Below are 15,872 nucleotides of genomic sequence, written 5' to 3'. Positions count from 1 at the left end.
GTCAGGCGACGTCGCGTACCTTCTCGATGCGCGAGCGGATCGCTTCGATCATCGTCTCGCGGATGACGGTTTCGCCATGCGTCTCGCGCAGGTGCTCTGCGACACGGCGCATGATCTCAGCTTCGTCCTCGTGGCGCGTATGCCATTGGCAGCCGGGGACGAGCGACCCGCATTGAAACTCCTTCATCGGATGTCTCCTTTCCTCCCTCCTTGGGTGGGCAACTATAACACGTATCCCCTGAAATGGTTGCGCCACGCTGGCCCTGCCGTGTAAGGGCCGTACCAAACGGTGGGGCCAGCACGTGAATTCCATATCGGCGGCGCATTTCGGCCGGGCTATGATCGTGCTCGCCGTATTCCTCCAGGCAATCGGCAAGGTGATGTTCGGCACATGGCTGTCGAGCTTCCCGTCGCCCTTCTTCGTCCTCATCAGCTTTGCGCTCACCGCGGGCTTCTTTCTTGCATTGTCGCGCCAGGGCGTGGGCGAGAAAGCCTGGGGACCGCTGCTGCTGCTCAACGCCAGCACGGCTCTCACCTTCCTGTGCTTCTTCTACGCCCTGAAGCTGATCGAACCCGCCATCGTCGGCGCCGTCGAAATCGGCATCGGTCCGCTGCTGGCGGTCGGCATCGCCTTCATCCTGACCGGTGAACGCCCGACGCGCATGCGCGTTGCCGTCTGCGGCGGCATCCTTGTCGGCTGCGCCGTCCTAGGGCTTTCGGCCATGCAGGGAAGCGGCTTTGCCACCTTCGGCTGGAACGCCTTGCTCGGACTGTCGGCCAGCGCTGCTGCCGGTGTCGGTGCCGTGCTGATCACCATCGCGTCCAAGACCCTCCTGAACCGCGGCTGGAAGTTCGGCGCCGTCCTCGCCCATCGCTTCTATCTGATCCTGCCTGTCTCGCTGGCGATGACGTGGGGCGCAGATACCGCCGGGATCGAGTGGTCCAACCTGCTCCTCGTCCAGCTGCTGGTGGTGTCCGTCGTCAGCGTTCTCGCCCCGCTCTATCTTCTGCAAGTGGGTATCGGTCGGTGCGACGCCTACACGGTCATGGTGACAATGGCCGCTCTGCCTGTCCTGACATTCATCGTCGAAGGGTTCTCGCCGGTCTATTCATGGTCGTGGCTGACGGCTGCGGGGTTGGCGGTCGTGACGGCATTCCTGCTCGTCGATGTCCTTGCCAGGCGCTCGTAACCAGAGACAGCTGCACAACGCCGGTAGTTGATGCCGGCCAGGCGGCCTTGCCAAAAGTCCGAGTCATTCGAAGGCTTTGCCGCATGACCCTCGGGCGATGATTCCGCTGCTTCAGCCATCGCTGCATGTGGGGCTGCGGCTTAGTCCGAGCGGACGATGCCTGACATTTCAGGGTTGCGGACCTTCGATCCGAAGCAGGACGAACCTGCGGAGGAGGAAACCGATGCTACGCAGCGCAGCGACACTTGCACTTCTCTTGTCATCCGCGGTCTTGCCAACTCTGGCAGCACCGGCGTCCGCGTCCGACTGGCGCATCCTGGCGCAGTTCGACGACGCGCCGGAGGGCCTGGTCTCCGATGGCGCGGGCGGCTACTTCGTCAGCCTCTACCACTCCGGCCACATCATGCGCGTCGACAAGGACGGCAAAGCAAGCCGGATCGCCGATCTGCGCAGTGTCGTCGGCAATGCCGAAGGCAGCACCGTCGGCCTCGACTGGGACCGCAAGGACACGATCTACGTGGCGTTCTCGGAGTACTCCAGGCATTTCCCGTGGCCGGCCAAGGCCAACCTCGCGGTGGAGGCTTGCGGCGATGCCACCGTCACCAAATCGGGCCTCTACAAGGTCACGATCTCGACCGGCAAGGTCGAACCGGTGGTGACGCGCGCCGACGGCTATCCGTTCTGCTTCCCCGACGATCCGGCCGTCGCCGCCGACGGCAAGGTCTATGTCTCCGACCTCAGCCTGCAGGCGATCTGGAAGGTCGATCCTGCAAGCAGGTCGGCGGAGGTGTGGTCCAAGGATCCGCTGTTCAGCCCTGGTGACAGGTCGTTGAGCGGCTATCCCGTCGGCGTCAACGGCATTGCGCTATCTGGCGACGGCAAGTCGCTGTTCGGCGTCACCGGGGGCATTCCGATGCTGGTGAAAGTGCCGATCAACGCCGACGGCAGCGCCGGCAAGGCCGAGATGCTGGCCTATGGCTACGACAACATGGATGGCCTGGAAGTGGATGCCGAAGGCAATTTCTACCTCACGGAAACCGCGCGAAGCGAGGTCTGGAAGGTCAGCGCCGACACCAAGAAGCGCCAGCAGCTGGGCAACCCGCTTCAGGCGCCGCTGGGCGCGCCGGCCAGCATCGCCTTCGGCAATGGCGAGATCTGCGTCACCAACCTGAATTTCTTCGGCCACCTGCCAGCCGAGAAGGCGAACTCGATCGCCTGCGGTAAGCTTGTCGATCCATTGTGGTGAGCGGGCGCAAACCCGACATGCGGGAACTCTGATCGCAGAAACGGGCGGAGCACCGCTCCGCCCGGTTGCATGCCGGCAGAGCCGTCAGTGCATGATCTTGACGGTTTCGGCGACCTTGTTCTTGCCGCTCATGTCCCACATGACCGAAACCTTTTCACCCGCCTTCAGGCCCGGATCCTTGAATTTCTTCGGCAGCATGAAGGTCGTGCCGTCATCGAGGATGAGGCTCATCGCCTTGGAATCGAAGGTCTTGATGGTGCCGTCTGTGTGCTGGGCGGCGGCGAGGGCAAGTGCTGACGTGGCGAGGACCGCAGCAGCGGCTGCCGGGATGATAAGCTTGCGCATGGCGTGCTCTCCGACGAGGGCGGGCGCGCCAGCATGGCGATCCCGCTTCCTGGCAAAAGGGCCGTCCGGGCGCGTCGGGTCGCGGCTCGCCTCGGGCAAACCGCCGGCGTTTCCTCGGCCCCGACGATAGAAATAGACAGGCCGTTGCGCCCGCACATTAGACGAAAAACATATTGTTGATCGCAGCGGACGCCACATTCATCGCCACGATCAGGCGCTTTGTGGCGCGATCGTGCAAGGCCCGGACCTTACGAAAATGTATTCCGGGCCCGCGCGGGATTATTCGCCGAACTTCTTTTTCGGCTTGAACTTCTTGGCCGCGCCGTCTCCCTTGGGCTTGCCGCCCCAGGGCTTGTCGAAGCCCGGCTTGTCGCCCTTGGGCTTGTCGTAGGGCTTCTTCTCGAAGGCCTTTTTCTTGAAGGGCGGCTTGTCCGAAGGATCGTACTGGCCCTTGCGGTGCTGCTTCTTCGGCTTGGGGCTGGTGTTGCCAGCGCCGGGCGCGCCTTCAAGCCGCCTGATGTCGACGCCTTTTTCGCCCGATCCGTTCTGCTCGACCGTTCGTGCGTAGTTGTCGGCGCGGCTGGCCACCACTTCGAATTGCGTCTCGGTGTCGAAGATGCGGATCGAACCGATCTCGTTCTTGGTGACGTGGCCCGCCTTGCACAGCAGCGGCAGCAGCCAGCGCGGTTCGGCACGCTGCTTGCGGCCGACCGAGACGGAGAACCACACGCCGTCGGTGAAGCGGTTGTCGGGACGTTCGGCCTTGGCAGCGTCGAATGTCGGGATGGGGCGGTCCGACAGCTCTTCGGCTGCCGGGCGCGACGCCATCTGCTGGCGCAGCCAGGCCAGCGCGATCGCCTCGGGCGAGTGGGCGGCGAGGATCTCGGCGACCTGTGCCGCCTCGTCCTCGGCCGGAGCTTCGGCATTGGCAAGTTCGGCCAGCATGCGCTCGCGGTTGCGGGCGTCGATCTCGGCGGGGCCGGGGGCTGCCTGCGTGGTTGCCTCGAGTTTCGCCAGCTTGAGCAGGCGGGCAGCGCTGCCGCGACGGTGGAACGGCACGACCAGCACGCACACGCCCTTGCGGCCGGCACGCCCGGTGCGGCCCGAGCGGTGCAGCAGCGTGTCGGGATTGGTCGGCAGGTCGGCGTGGATCACGAGGTCGAGATTGGGCAGGTCGATGCCGCGGGCGGCGACGTCGGTCGCCACGCAGACGCGGGCGCGGCCGTCACGCATCGCCTGCAGCGCATTGTTGCGCTCGGCCTGGCTCAGCTCGCCCGACAGGGCCACGACCGCAAAGCCGCGATTGGCGAGACGCGCCGAGAAATGCTTCACCGCTTCGCGCGTTGCGCAGAACACCATCGTGCTCTGGGCGTCGAAATACAGCAGCGTGTTGATGATGGCGTTTTCGCGCTCCGGCGGCGCGACGAGAACCATGCGGTACTCGATGTCGTCATGCTGGCGGCTTTCGCCGGCGGCCGTGATGCGCAGGGCGTTGCGCTGGAAGCGCTTGGCCATCTGGGCGATCTGCGGCGGCACGGTGGCCGAGAACAGCAGCGTGCGGCGTTCCTGCGGCGCTGCGGCCAGGATGAACTCGAGATCCTCGCGGAAGCCGAGGTCGAGCATCTCGTCGGCCTCGTCGAGCACCACGGCGCGCAGGCCGGAGATGTCGAGCGAGCCGCGGGTGATGTGGTCGCGCAGGCGGCCCGGCGTGCCGACGACGATGTCGGCACCCTCATCGAGGGAGCGGCGTTCCTTGCGCATGTCCATGCCGCCGACACAGGAGGCGATGCGGGCACCGGTGCCGGCATAGAGCCATTCGAATTCGCGGCGCACCTGGATAGCCAGTTCGCGCGTCGGCGCGATGATCACGGCACTTGGCGCGGCTCCGGGCGCGAAGCGCTCGCGGCCGTCGAGAAGCGTCCGCGCAATGGCGATGCCGAAGGCCACCGTCTTGCCCGAGCCGGTCTGCGCCGAAACCAGAAGGTCGACGCCTTCGGCCTCGGGAGCCAGCACCGAGGTTTGCACCGGGGTCAGCGTTTCGTAGCCACGCGCGGCGAGCGCCCCGGCCAGTGCCGGAACCATGTTGTCGAAAATCGTCACGAAAGTCTTCCAATGAGAGCAAGGCCCGTCACATCGGGACGAGGGCCAAGGAAAACGCGCTCTCTAAAGGCTTGCTGCCCGCGCGTCAATGCGACGAGTGGGCAGATCAGCCATGCGGCCGATACATGCCGCCCGCATCGGACGGCGGCGTGCGCATCTGGGCGTGACGGTCTGAGCTCCGCAGCCCGAGCGGTCTAGAAGTGGTAGTTGACGCCCATCCGCACCGTGTCGAACGTCAGCTTCGACCCATCGAATTGGCCGGCGTCGTTCGGCACGATTCCCGGATTTCCCAGGTCTATCCGCAGATATTCGGCCTTGAACGACAGCTTGTCGTTCATTGCCCACTCGACACCGCCGCCGAGAGCCCAACCCGCCTTGGTCCTGTCGTAGCCACAAGACGACATGGAATCGCACGCTCCGAAATCGGCCGTACCTTTGATGCCGCCAATTGCCAAGCCGCCGGTTACATAAGGAAGCAGGTTGCCGAATTCGTAACCGGCACGTACGCGCGCAGTTCCATACCAGTTGAGTTCGCTTGAGCATGCTTGACCGAAGGTCAGGCATGGGGTCGTGTCGGTGAAAATGCCGCCATCGACGTTTGCGATGCTCAGATCGCCTTCGACACCCAGCACAATCCGATTGCGCTGCCAGTTGTAGCCGGCGGTCAAGCCGCCGATGAAGCCATCGCTGTCAAATTTCGTCGTGCTCTCAGCAAGATTGTAGTTGTAGGATGCATTGCCCCAGCCATATCCAACCTGGGCGCCCACATATGCGCCATTCCACCGTCCTGCATCGGTGGCTGATTGACCAACGGAGTCCGCAGCAAAGGCCTGCCCACCAAAGGCGGCAACGAGAGCCGCCGCCAAAAGCATCTTGCGCATGTGTTCCTCGCCTACATTAGCGATTCCAACTCTAGATGTGGCGCAGATGAGGGACAAGCGGTTGTCCGCGAGCAAGAACTGATCTCAATCCATAGTTGCAGCTCTGCAACAGCATATGAGTGCAGAGGCACAGCTTCGCTTACGGCCACCGAACTTCGGGCGGCATGCTCGACAGGATCGACGCGATATTGCCGCCGGTCTTCAGGCCGAAGATCGTGCCGCGATCGTAGAGCAGGTTGAATTCGACATAGCGGCCGCGGCGCACCAGCTGTTCGTCGCGATCACCATCGGTCCAGTTGGTGTTGAAGTTGTGGCGGACGAGATGCTGGTAGGCGACGAGGAAGGCGCGGCCGACATCCTGCACGAAACGGAAGTCGGCGTCCCAGCCGCCCTTTTCTTCCTGAGAATGCTGCCAGTCGAAGAAGATGCCGCCGGTGCCGCGCGGCTCGTTGCGGTGCGGCAGGAAGAAATATTCGTCGCACCAGTCCTTGTATTTGCCATAGTCGGCCACGCCGGGATGCTTGGCGCAGGCAAACTGCATCGCCTTGTGGAAGGCGACTGTATCGGCGTCTTCCTGGCTGCGGCGGCGGTCGAGCACCGGCGTCAGGTCGGCGCCGCCGCCGAACCACCAGCGCGACGTCGCCACCATGCGCGTGTTCATGTGCACGGCCGGCACGTTCGGGTTTTGCGGATGGGCGATCAGCGAGATGCCCGAAGCCCAGAAGCGTGGGTCTTCCTCTGCGCCCGGCATCTGCTTGCGGAATTCGGGCGAGAACTCGCCATGCACGGTCGAGGTGTGTACGCCGACCTTCTCGAAGACGCGGCCATGCATCATCGACATGATGCCGCCGCCGCCCTTGCCCTCGTCGCGCTGCCACGGCGTGCGTTCGAAGCGGCCCGGCGCCCAGCTTGCCAAGGGACCCTGGACCTCGTCCTCCAGCGCCTCGAAGGTCTGGCAGATGCGGTCGCGCAGTTCCTCGAACCATGCGCGGGCGCGCGCCTTCCTGTCTTCGATGTCGGCCGGCAGTCCGGCCGGAATTTCGGGACGCTGCAATTTAGGCTCCGCACAAATGACTCGTAATTTTCCGCGCGATCCCTAATCTCCCTGACGACAGGGTCAAGGAGTTCTTTGATGGGCACCCCGACCAGACCGCCGCTGGATGATCTCAGGAAGCGGCTGCATCGAAGCCGGGCCGAACGCGCCGACAAGCCGCGCGACGGGTTCCTGCGCGAGACCTTCGTGCTGCCGCGCAACGATGCCAGGGCCAAGGCGCAGGAATGGTTCGCGCGCTGGCCGAAGCAGGCCTACTGGACCGAAATCGAAAGCTGGTTCGAGCGTCCCGGCGACGTCATCGAGTTCACCATCCGCCGCCTGCCGACATCGGATTAGGGCCAATCCTGCATTGCCGTCCTGCCGTGAGCGCAAAAGCAAGGGCGCCGAAGCCGCTCCGCTGTCTCACCAGTTTCCGCTCTTGCCGATTCGACTGGCGATGTGGATGCCGGACGGCGGCGCGATGGCGAAGCCGCAAAAGAGCCGCATTAGCCGCCCCTTCGGCACCACCGGCCTGGTGAGGCCAGCGAGGTTGGCGAGCGTCCCGGCGACGGCGGACGCGATTGCAAGCAGCCGGGTCGTGGTGACCGCCGGCGGGCAGTTCCTGCTCCGCGGTCAGGGAGGGACTAATCCTTCACCAGCAACCTCTGCGGCCCCGGGCCCTGGCGCGCCAGCCTGTCTTCGCGGTTGCGCAGCGGGCATTTGTCGATCGACATGCAGCCGCAGCCGATGCAGTCGGTCAGCCCGTCGCGCAGCTTCTTCAGCTGTTCGATGCGGTGGTCGAGGTCGTGGCGCCAAGCTGTTGAAAGCAGACTCCAATCCTCCCGGTTGGGCGTGCGCCCGTCGGGCAGGGTGGCGAGGGCCGCGGCAATGTCGGCAAGCGAAATGCCGACATCTTGCGCGATCCTGATCACGGCCACCCGGCGCAGCACGTCGCGCCCATAGCGCCGCTGGTTGCCGGCTGTCCGGTGGCTCTGGATCAGCCCGCGCGTCTCATAGAAATGCAGCGCCGAAACAGCCACGCCGCTGCGCCGCGCCACCTCGCCGACGGTGAGTTCCTGAGCCATGAAAATTCCCGCTTGACCTCAATATTAGTTGAGGTTGTACGAGCTTGTCCGTGACATTGCAACGCAAGGAATTCAGGCCATGTTCGATGGACGCCGGATCGACCTAACCAGCCTCAGGCGCCTGGCCGAGCTGGCGCAGCGCCTCGCCGGTGACCATCGCCGCACTCAGAGCGACGTTGAGGCTGCGGCCGCCGCCGGGCATCGGGATGATCAGCCGCTCGAAGGCGAGATCGTGGACGTGGTCGGGCACGCCGGCCGATTCGCGGCCGACCATGACGATGTCGCCTGGTTCGAAGCGGAAATCCGTGTAGGGCAGGGCGGCTTTCGTCGACAGAAGCACCAGCCGTCGCGCTTCGCTGTGCCGCCAGTCCTCGAAACGATCGAAGTCGATATGCCGGGTCAGGGTCGCCATTTCGAGATAGTCCATGCCGGCGCGTTTGAGCGCCCGGTCGGAAATGTCGAAGCCGGCCGGCTCGATCAGGTCGACGGCGACGCCGAGACAGGCAGCCATGCGCAGGATCGTGCCGGTGTTGCCGGCGATATCTGGCTGGTAGAGGGCGATGCGCAGGCGATGGTCCATGTCGATGTCCTAATCTGTGGCTGCAAGGCAACAGCAAGTCGTGCCAAAGCAAAAAGTGCAGATGATGCTGTGGCGTTCTGCCGCGAAGGGGAGTATACGGCCGTCATTGTCAACTCGAACCGATGGAGGGGTACATGATGCTGCTTGACATTCACCGCCCCACCTGTGGGCGACGAACTGCCTGACGGCGGTACCGGTTCGACGATCTCCCTGACATCTTCAGGCCTATTCGTATCGCGGTCCGCCGAAGCCTACCCACGGTTTTTCGAAGGACAATTCCGATGTTTGTCAACATCCCCGGCGGGCACGATGCCCGCAACGAACACGACTCCGTATTTTTTGCTCACCGCAACGACATAGCCGACGCCAGGCACCACGCCATGATGCTGGCGCTCGGCGCGCATCAGCCCAAGGCGGACCCGGTCGCGCGGCAGCGTCCGCACCGCGGCATGCTGCCCGACGTCGACCTGACCAATGTCGTCGTCGATCCGAACCACCGGCCGCTGATCGGCCGCCTGGTTGCCCTGATCGGTCGGCTTGCCGGCCGGTCGGAGCAGGCCAAGCCTGCTGCCGGAACCATGTCAGGAGGCAGACGCTGAGGATTCGCCGAATCCTCAGCAGTCCCCTACATTCGGAAGGCCCCCGCAGCAGTTTACGACAAGGATCCGGCCAGCCATGGCCGTGCCAATGCCCACCAACATACGTCCCACGCGGAATTCGCCGCGTGCCGCATACCGAACTGAGAGACTGAGATGTTCCGCTGGTTTGAAAACAGACTGAATCCGTTCCCGTCGGAGGAACCGGTCGAGCCGCCCAAGACGCTTGTGGCGTTCTGCCTGCACTATACGAAAGGTGCATGGCTCTACATCATCGTCGCCGCGGTGCTGACGTCGCTGATCGCGCTCGCCGAAGTGTGGATGTTCGGTTTCCTCGGCAACATCGTCGACTGGCTGTCGGCCCAGAACCGCGAGACTTTCCTGCAGAATGAAGGCTGGAAGCTCGCCGGCATGGCCTTCATCGTCATGGTCGTCCTGCCGGGCATGGTGGTGCTGCAGTCGCTGGTCAACCAGCAGACGCTGATGGGCAATTATCCGATGCGCATCCGCTGGCAGGTGCACCGCTACCTGCTCAAGCAGTCGATGAGCTTCTACCAGGACGAATTCGCCGGCCGCATCGCCACCAAGCTGATGCAGACCGCGCTCGCCGTGCGTGAATGCGTGGTCAAGCTGATCGACGTGCTCAACTACGTCATCGTCTATTTCATCGGCGTGCTGATCATCGTCGGCTCCGCCGACCTGCGCCTTGCCGCGCCCCTGATCGTCTGGCTCGTCTGCTATGTTTTGTTGCTGCGCTATTTCGTGCCGCGTCTCGGCAAGCTCGCCGAGGAGCAGGCCGATGCACGCTCGACCATGACCGGCCGCGTCGTCGACAGCTACACCAACATCCAGACGGTCAAGCTGTTCTCGCATTCGCGCCGCGAGGCGTCGTTTGCCAAGGAAGGCATGTCGCTGTTCATGAACACCGTCTACCGGTCGATGCGGCTGGTGACCTCGCTCTACGGCGTCCTCTATCTGCTCAACTCGACGCTGCTGCTGTCGGTCGGCATCCTGTCGATCACGCTTTGGCTCAACGGTGCGGTTTCCATCGGCGCGGTCGCGGTCGTGCTCGGCCTGGTGCTGCGCCTGTGGGGCATGTCGCAATGGATCATGTGGGAGGTCTCGGGCCTGTTCGAGAGCATCGGCACCGTGCAGGACGGCATCACCTCGATCTCGATGCCGCGCGTGGTCGAAGACAGGACCGACGCCAAGGCAATCGTGGTCGGCAAGGGCGCGATCTCGTTCGACCAGATCGGCTTCCACTATGGCAAGCAGAAGGGCGTGATCGAGAACCTCACCCTCGACGTCAAGCCGGGCGAGAAGGTTGGCATCGTCGGCCGCTCGGGCGCGGGCAAGTCGACGCTGGTCAACCTGTTGCTGCGCTTCTACGACATCGAGAAGGGCCGCATCCTGATCGACGGGCAGGACATTTCTGCGGTGACGCAGGACAGTCTGCGCGCCCAGATCGGCATGGTCACGCAGGACACGTCGCTGCTCCACCGCTCGGTGGCCGACAACGTGCTCTATGGTCGCCCCGATGCATCGGAAGCGATGATGGTCGAAGCTGCGCGTCGCGCCGAGGCGCTCGACTTCATCGGCAATCTCGCCGATCCCAAGGGCCGCAAGGGCTTCGAGGCCCATGTCGGCGAGCGCGGCGTCAAGCTGTCGGGTGGCCAGCGCCAGCGCATCGCGATCGCGCGCGTCATGCTCAAGGACGCGCCGATCCTGATCCTCGACGAGGCGACCTCGGCGCTCGATTCCGAGGTCGAGGCGGCGATCCAGGAAAACCTCTATCGCCTGATGGAGGGCAAGACCGTGATCGCCATCGCCCACCGCCTGTCGACCATCGCTGCGATGGACCGGCTGGTCGTCATGGACAAGGGGCGCATCGTCGAACAGGGCAGCCATGACGAGCTGGTCGCCAAGGGTGGGCTCTACGCCTCGCTCTGGCAGCGCCAGTCCGGCGGCTTCCTGCCCGACGACATGACCGACGCCGCCAACGACGCCGAGGCCAAGGGCCAGGCGGCCGAGTAGGGCACGTCGCACGACCTGGATCGAGGCCTCCCTTGGGGAGGCCTCTTTCGTTTTCGGGGAGGTGCATTTCGGGGCAGGGGGGCGGGAGCCGTGCTGCGCGTTGCGATGGCGTCGGCGGCATTCGACAGGGACAGCGGCTATCAGGAGGTCGATGCCCGCATCGGCCTGTTCCCGCATCCTCCTGTTAATGTGAACGTACCGCCCAACAATCGCCCGGGTTGCAGGCAGGCTCCTGACAGGCGGCGGTTGCCTCGTCGCCCCGTTTGGGCCGACAATCGCGAGTCGGCGCCTCGGTCTTCTCGAGGCATCAGATCCATCTGGCTTGGTCCCGGGCGCGCATGAACAAGATCTACGACTGGTTCGAGAACTGGGTCTTTCCCTTCCGGGAGCCCAAAAACCTCAGGCCGCCGTCGTCGGTGTGGGGCTTCATCTGGCACTATGTCGGCCAGGCGCGGGTCGCCTTCTTCGCCATGCTGGTCATCGGCGGCATAGCTCCGCTGGTCGAGGCCGGGCTGTTCTATTTCGTCGGCCGCCTCGTCGACATCCTCGACCAGATGCCCGCCGACCGCAACTGGGCGTCGCTGTGGGCCCATGCCGGACCCGAGCTGCTGTTCATGGCGGTGACCGTCCTGGTCATCCGCACCATCGTCGTCGGCTTGTCGGCGCTGGTCGACGAGCAGACGATCACGCCCGGTTTCTACAATCTCGTGCGCTGGCAGGCCCACCGCCATGTCTCGCGCCAGTCCTATTCTTTCTTCCAGAACGATTTCGCCGGCCGCATCGCCACGAAGGTCTGGCAAGCGGGGCAGGCGACCGGCGACCTGATGGAAAGCTTCATCGAGGTGGTGTGGTTCATGATCGTCTATACGGTCACCACGCTTGCGGTCGTCGCCGGCCTCGACTGGCGGCTGGCCGCACTCGTCGTCGTCTGGATCGTCGCCTTCGGCTTCCTCGCCCGTCGCTACCTGCCCACCATCCGCAAGCATGCCGAGGCAACCGCCGAGGCCGGCTCGATGATCAACGGCCGCATCGTCGACAGCTATTCCAATGTCCAGACGCTGAAGCTCTTCGCCTCCGACGGCGACGACCGCTACATCCGCTCGGGCTTCGACATCTATCTCGGTGCGCTCCGGCCCTTCACCCGCAAGCTGACAGGCGTGCGTATGGCGCTGACGACGCTGTCGGGCGTGATGATCACGGTCATTGCCTGGTATTCGATCCATCTCTGGGTCGAGGGCGCGATCTCGGTCGGCGCGGTCGCCTTCACGCTCAGCCTGGTGCTGCGCCTCAACATGCTGCTCGGCCGGCTGATGATGCAGCTCAACGGCATCCTTCGGAACCTCGGCGTGCTCGAGAACTCCAAGGCGCTGATCTCCCAGCCGCTCGGCCTCGTCGACAAGCCCGGCGCTGCCGAACTCGTGGTCAAGGGCGGCGAGATCAAGGTCGACCATGTCGTCTTCCATTACGGCAAGGGCGGCGGCGTGCTCGACGGCATCGAGCTGACAGTCCGCCCTGGCGAAAAGGTCGGCATCGTCGGCCCCTCGGGTGCGGGCAAGACCACGCTCGCCAACCTCATCCTGCGCCTCTACGACCTCGAGGGCGGACGCATCCTCATCGACGGCCAGGATGTCGCCGCCGTGACGCAGGACTCGCTGCGCGGCCAGATCGGCGTCGTCAGCCAGGATACCGCACTGTTCCACCGCTCGCTGCGCGACAACATCAAGCTCGGCAAGCCCGAGGCCTCCGACGCCGAGGTGTTCGCCGCCGCGCGCCGGGCCGAGGCGCATGAGTTCATCGGCACGCTCCAGGACAATCGCGGCCGCGCCGGCTACGACGCCTATGTCGGCGAGCGCGGCGTGAAGCTGTCGGGCGGCCAGCGCCAGCGCATCGCCATTGCGCGCGTCTTCCTCAAGGACGCGCCGATCCTGATCCTCGACGAGGCGACCTCGGCGCTGGACAGCGACATCGAGGCGGCAATCCAGGAAAACCTGACCGCGCTCATGCAGGGCAAGACGGTGCTGGCCATCGCCCACCGTCTTTCGACCATCGCCGCGCTCGACCGGCTGGTCGTGCTCGAGCAGGGCCGCATCGTCGAGCAGGGCACGCATGACGAGCTCATCGCGCTCGACGGCCTCTACGCGCGGCTGTGGAAGCGCCAGTCCGGCGGCTTCCTCTTCCATGAGGAAAGCGTGCTCGATGAATCGCGGCCGGCGTGATCAGGTGGCCCCGAGGCGCCCAGCGGAGTAAGCTACTGACATGTCGGTCCGCCCGCCCAGCATTTTCTCGAACCGTTCCGAGCAGGTCCTCAACGTGCTCGAATACGAGTTCATGGCCGAAAAGGCGGCAGCGCTGGGCCGCGCCGGCGAGCGGGTCGGGGAGGCGATCGCGAGGCTCGCGGCGTATGAGGGGGATCCCGAGGCGCGCCGCATCCTGCTCAAGGCGGCGTCCGACGCCGTCTACGCCTACTTCATCCAGCGCGAGCTTTGCGGCCACCGCCGCCATGACGACGCCATCCGCGAGTACGCCATACCGCGGGAAGTGCTGGTGCGACTCGGCGCGGCATAAGCCAACAGGGGCCGAGCCGCGGCAAGGTCGGCCATCGCCGCCCGGGTCCACGGCACTTGTTAGAAGCTCCGTCCGGCGCTCGCCCGGCTGGCCGCAAACCCGCGGAATTCGGCGTCTTCGCGATGGTTTTCCACCGGCTAACGTTAGCCCCGCGACAATCTGCCCATATGCCCCGTGCCGACTGGACAAAAACGGGCTTCACGCATAAACCGAAATCCAAATGCCGGAGGAATTCGCTAGCCTGGTAGCCATGCGCCGTCGGGCTCGCATCATTGAGCGGGGACAAGTGCTCAGCCTCCGGTTGGAATTGAGGCAAAAGGATCAGGTCCCGTGAGCGCAACCGATACGAGCGAGCCCAATCGCCGCGATTTTCTCTATGTGGCCACTGGCATGGCCGGTGTGGTCGGCGCTGCCGCTGTGGCTTGGCCCTTCATCGACCAGATGCGTCCGGACGCTTCGACGCTCGCCGCTTCGTCGATCGAGGTCGACGTCTCGTCGCTGACGCCGGGCATGTCGCTGACCGTCAAGTGGCGCGGCAAGCCGGTCTTCATCCGCAACCGCACGCCTGAAGAGATCAAGGCCGCCCAGGACGTGGCGCTGGCCGATCTCAAGGACGCCAACGCCCGCAACGCCAACCTCCCTGGCGATGCTCAGGCCACCGACATCGACCGCACGGCCGGCAAGGACAAGGAAAACTGGCTGGTCATGGTCGGCGTCTGCACCCATCTGGGCTGCGTGCCGCTCGGTCAGCAGGGCGATTTCGGCGGCTGGTTCTGCCCGTGCCACGGCTCGCACTACGATACGGCGGGCCGTATCCGCAAAGGTCCGGCGCCGGAAAACCTTCATATTCCGACATTCCAGTTCATTTCCGACACGAAGCTTCGGATAGGCTGAGCAGGGGACATAATTCCATGAGCGGTGGACACTCGACCTATTCGCCCAAAACCGGCATCGGCCGCTGGATCGACGCACGCATGCCGCTGCCGCGGCTGGTGCACGATTCATTCGTCTCCTATCCGGTTCCGCGTAACCTGAATTACGCCTACACCTTCGGCGGCATCCTTTCGATCATGCTGGTGGCGCAGATCATCACCGGCGTCGTTCTGGCCATGCACTACGCCAACGACACCACGCTGGCCTTCCAGTCGGTCGAAAAGATCATGCGCGACGTCAACTCCGGTTGGCTGCTGCGCTACATGCACTCCAACGGTGCGTCGTTCTTCTTCATCGCCGTCTACATCCACATCATGCGCGGTCTCTACTACGGCTCCTACAAGGCGCCGCGTGAGCTGCTCTGGATCCTCGGCTGCATCATCTATCTCTTGATGATGGCGACCGGCTTCATGGGCTACGTTCTGCCCTGGGGTCAGATGTCCTTCTGGGGCGCCACCGTCATCACCGGCTTCTTCACCGCCATCCCCCTGGTCGGCGAGTGGATCCAGCAGCTGCTGCTGGGCGGCTTCGCCGTCGACAATCCGACGCTGAACCGCTTCTTTGCGCTGCACTACCTGCTGCCGTTCATGATCGCCGGCGTCGTCATCCTGCACGTCTGGGCCCTGCACGTCACCGGCCAGACCAACCCGACCGGCATCGAGGTGAAGTCCAAGACCGACACCGTTGCCTTCACGCCCTATGCGACCATCAAGGATGGTTTCGCCATGGTCGTGTTCCTGGCCGTGTTCGCCTACTTCATCTTCTACATCCCGAACTATCTCGGCCACCCCGACAACTACATCATGGCCGACTCGCTGAAGACGCCTGCGCACATCGTCCCTGAATGGTACTACCTGCCGTTCTACGCGATCCTGCGCGCCATCACCTTCAACATCGGACCGATCGACTCCAAGCTGGGCGGCGTGCTCGCCATGTTCGGCTCGATCGCGGTGCTGTTCGTCGTGCCGTGGCTCGACACCTCGAAGGTCCGTTCGGCGGTCTATCGTCCGTGGTACAAGCTGTTCTTCTGGCTCTTCGTCATCAACGCCATCTTCCTGGGCTGGCTCGGCTCGCGTCCTGCCGAAGGCGCCTATGTGGTGATGTCGCAGATCGCAACGCTCTACTACTTCGCGTTCTTCCTGGTCATCATGCCGGTGCTCGGCCTGATCGAGACGCCGCGTCGCCTGCCCAATTCGATCACCGAAGCGGTGCTCGAAAAGAACAAGGGCGGCTCGGCTCATCCCGCAGGCGCCACCGCCGCCCCGGAAACCCGTGGCTGAACGA

The 15,872-nt window shown here is 64.3% G+C and carries 16 protein-coding genes; 9 read left to right on the top strand and 7 right to left on the bottom strand.

All coding sequences use genetic code 11. The features are described from left to right. Position 1: 1 nt before the first annotated feature. Entirely contained in the window at positions 2–187 is a 186-nt protein-coding gene (locus tag B015_RS0117630) for a DUF1059 domain-containing protein (protein WP_018429052.1), read from the bottom strand. A gap of 115 nt (positions 188–302) precedes the next feature. Between B015_RS0117630 and B015_RS0117625 the strand changes: the two genes are divergently transcribed. Together B015_RS0117625 and B015_RS0117620 are read left to right on the top strand one after the other, a co-directional pair. Then, positions 303–1,190 (top strand): EamA family transporter, encoded by an 888-nt coding sequence (locus B015_RS0117625; protein WP_245262210.1) that lies wholly within the window; start codon positions 303–305, stop codon positions 1,188–1,190. A gap of 223 nt (positions 1,191–1,413) precedes the next feature. Continuing rightward, positions 1,414–2,436, top strand: coding sequence for an SMP-30/gluconolactonase/LRE family protein (locus B015_RS0117620; protein ID WP_157632778.1), 1,023 nt, complete (start codon positions 1,414–1,416; stop codon positions 2,434–2,436). Positions 2,437–2,520: 84 nt separating this feature from the next. Here B015_RS0117620 and B015_RS0117615 read toward each other — a convergent pair whose 3' ends face one another. The 4 genes from B015_RS0117615 to hemF all read right to left on the bottom strand — a co-directional run bounded on the left by B015_RS0117615 (position 2,521) and on the right by hemF (position 6,816). Next, the gene (locus B015_RS0117615; RefSeq protein WP_018429049.1) at positions 2,521–2,781 is read right to left on the bottom strand and encodes a DUF1344 domain-containing protein; all 261 of its coding nucleotides are present in this window, start codon (positions 2,779–2,781) and stop codon (positions 2,521–2,523) included. Positions 2,782–3,060: 279 nt separating this feature from the next. Next, entirely contained in the window at positions 3,061–4,881 is a 1,821-nt protein-coding gene (locus B015_RS0117605; protein WP_018429048.1) for a DEAD/DEAH box helicase, read from the bottom strand. Between the two features lie 194 nt (positions 4,882–5,075). Further along, a complete protein-coding gene (locus tag B015_RS0117600) occupies positions 5,076–5,762 on the bottom strand; it encodes an outer membrane protein (RefSeq protein WP_018429047.1) in 687 nt (228 codons plus the stop codon). Between the two features lie 139 nt (positions 5,763–5,901). Further along, positions 5,902–6,816, bottom strand: coding sequence for an oxygen-dependent coproporphyrinogen oxidase (gene hemF / locus B015_RS0117595; protein ID WP_018429046.1), 915 nt, complete (start codon positions 6,814–6,816; stop codon positions 5,902–5,904). Between the two features lie 78 nt (positions 6,817–6,894). Between hemF and B015_RS0117590 the strand changes: the two genes are divergently transcribed. Continuing rightward, complete coding sequence (locus B015_RS0117590; protein WP_018429045.1) at positions 6,895–7,152, top strand: hypothetical protein; 258 nt, start codon at positions 6,895–6,897, stop codon at positions 7,150–7,152. A gap of 287 nt (positions 7,153–7,439) precedes the next feature. Here B015_RS0117590 and soxR read toward each other — a convergent pair whose 3' ends face one another. Both soxR and B015_RS0117580 read right to left on the bottom strand, forming a co-directional pair. Next, entirely contained in the window at positions 7,440–7,880 is a 441-nt protein-coding gene (gene soxR / locus B015_RS0117585; RefSeq protein ID WP_018429044.1) for a redox-sensitive transcriptional activator SoxR, read from the bottom strand. 103 nt (positions 7,881–7,983) lie between these two features. Then, entirely contained in the window at positions 7,984–8,460 is a 477-nt protein-coding gene (locus tag B015_RS0117580; RefSeq protein ID WP_018429043.1) for a tRNA (cytidine(34)-2'-O)-methyltransferase, read from the bottom strand. Between the two features lie 281 nt (positions 8,461–8,741). Between B015_RS0117580 and B015_RS31165 the strand changes: the two genes are divergently transcribed. The 6 genes from B015_RS31165 to B015_RS0117545 all read left to right on the top strand — a co-directional run bounded on the left by B015_RS31165 (position 8,742) and on the right by B015_RS0117545 (position 15,868). Further along, positions 8,742–9,059, top strand: coding sequence for a hypothetical protein (locus B015_RS31165; protein WP_018429042.1), 318 nt, complete (start codon positions 8,742–8,744; stop codon positions 9,057–9,059). Positions 9,060–9,212: 153 nt separating this feature from the next. Further along, positions 9,213–11,090 (top strand): ABC transporter ATP-binding protein, encoded by a 1,878-nt coding sequence (locus tag B015_RS0117570; protein WP_018429041.1) that lies wholly within the window; start codon positions 9,213–9,215, stop codon positions 11,088–11,090. Between the two features lie 338 nt (positions 11,091–11,428). Next, positions 11,429–13,306: an ABC transporter ATP-binding protein gene (locus B015_RS0117565; RefSeq protein ID WP_018429040.1), complete on the top strand. Its 1,878-nt coding sequence runs from the start codon at positions 11,429–11,431 to the stop codon at positions 13,304–13,306. Between the two features lie 40 nt (positions 13,307–13,346). Further along, complete coding sequence (locus B015_RS0117560) at positions 13,347–13,655, top strand: DUF6665 family protein (protein WP_018429039.1); 309 nt, start codon at positions 13,347–13,349, stop codon at positions 13,653–13,655. 330 nt (positions 13,656–13,985) lie between these two features. Then, complete coding sequence (gene petA / locus B015_RS0117550) at positions 13,986–14,549, top strand: ubiquinol-cytochrome c reductase iron-sulfur subunit (RefSeq protein ID WP_018429037.1); 564 nt, start codon at positions 13,986–13,988, stop codon at positions 14,547–14,549. A gap of 17 nt (positions 14,550–14,566) precedes the next feature. Continuing rightward, positions 14,567–15,868, top strand: a complete 1,302-nt coding sequence (locus B015_RS0117545; RefSeq protein ID WP_018429036.1) for a cytochrome b/b6 — start codon at positions 14,567–14,569, stop codon at positions 15,866–15,868. Positions 15,869–15,872: the final 4 nt, after the last annotated feature.

Source organism: Hoeflea sp. 108, from assembly GCF_000372965.1.
GTDB lineage: Bacteria > Pseudomonadota > Alphaproteobacteria > Rhizobiales > Rhizobiaceae > Aminobacter.
This window is presented reverse-complemented; position numbering and strand designations above follow the sequence as displayed.

Coding starts and splice junctions, on each gene's coding strand:
- B015_RS0117545 (WP_018429036.1), top strand. CDS start 14,567: ATGAGCGGTGGACACTCGACCTATTCGCCCAAAACCGGCATCGGCCGC.
- B015_RS0117590 (WP_018429045.1), top strand. CDS start 6,895: ATGGGCACCCCGACCAGACCGCCGCTGGATGATCTCAGGAAGCGGCTG.
- B015_RS0117630 (WP_018429052.1), bottom strand. CDS start 187: ATGAAGGAGTTTCAATGCGGGTCGCTCGTCCCCGGCTGCCAATGGCAT.
- B015_RS0117580 (WP_018429043.1), bottom strand. CDS start 8,460: ATGGACCATCGCCTGCGCATCGCCCTCTACCAGCCAGATATCGCCGGC.
- B015_RS31165 (WP_018429042.1), top strand. CDS start 8,742: ATGTTTGTCAACATCCCCGGCGGGCACGATGCCCGCAACGAACACGAC.
- B015_RS0117560 (WP_018429039.1), top strand. CDS start 13,347: ATGTCGGTCCGCCCGCCCAGCATTTTCTCGAACCGTTCCGAGCAGGTC.
- soxR (WP_018429044.1), bottom strand. CDS start 7,880: ATGGCTCAGGAACTCACCGTCGGCGAGGTGGCGCGGCGCAGCGGCGTG.
- B015_RS0117600 (WP_018429047.1), bottom strand. CDS start 5,762: ATGCGCAAGATGCTTTTGGCGGCGGCTCTCGTTGCCGCCTTTGGTGGG.
- B015_RS0117565 (WP_018429040.1), top strand. CDS start 11,429: ATGAACAAGATCTACGACTGGTTCGAGAACTGGGTCTTTCCCTTCCGG.
- B015_RS0117570 (WP_018429041.1), top strand. CDS start 9,213: ATGTTCCGCTGGTTTGAAAACAGACTGAATCCGTTCCCGTCGGAGGAA.
- B015_RS0117620 (WP_157632778.1), top strand. CDS start 1,414: ATGCTACGCAGCGCAGCGACACTTGCACTTCTCTTGTCATCCGCGGTC.
- B015_RS0117615 (WP_018429049.1), bottom strand. CDS start 2,781: ATGCGCAAGCTTATCATCCCGGCAGCCGCTGCTGCGGTCCTCGCCACG.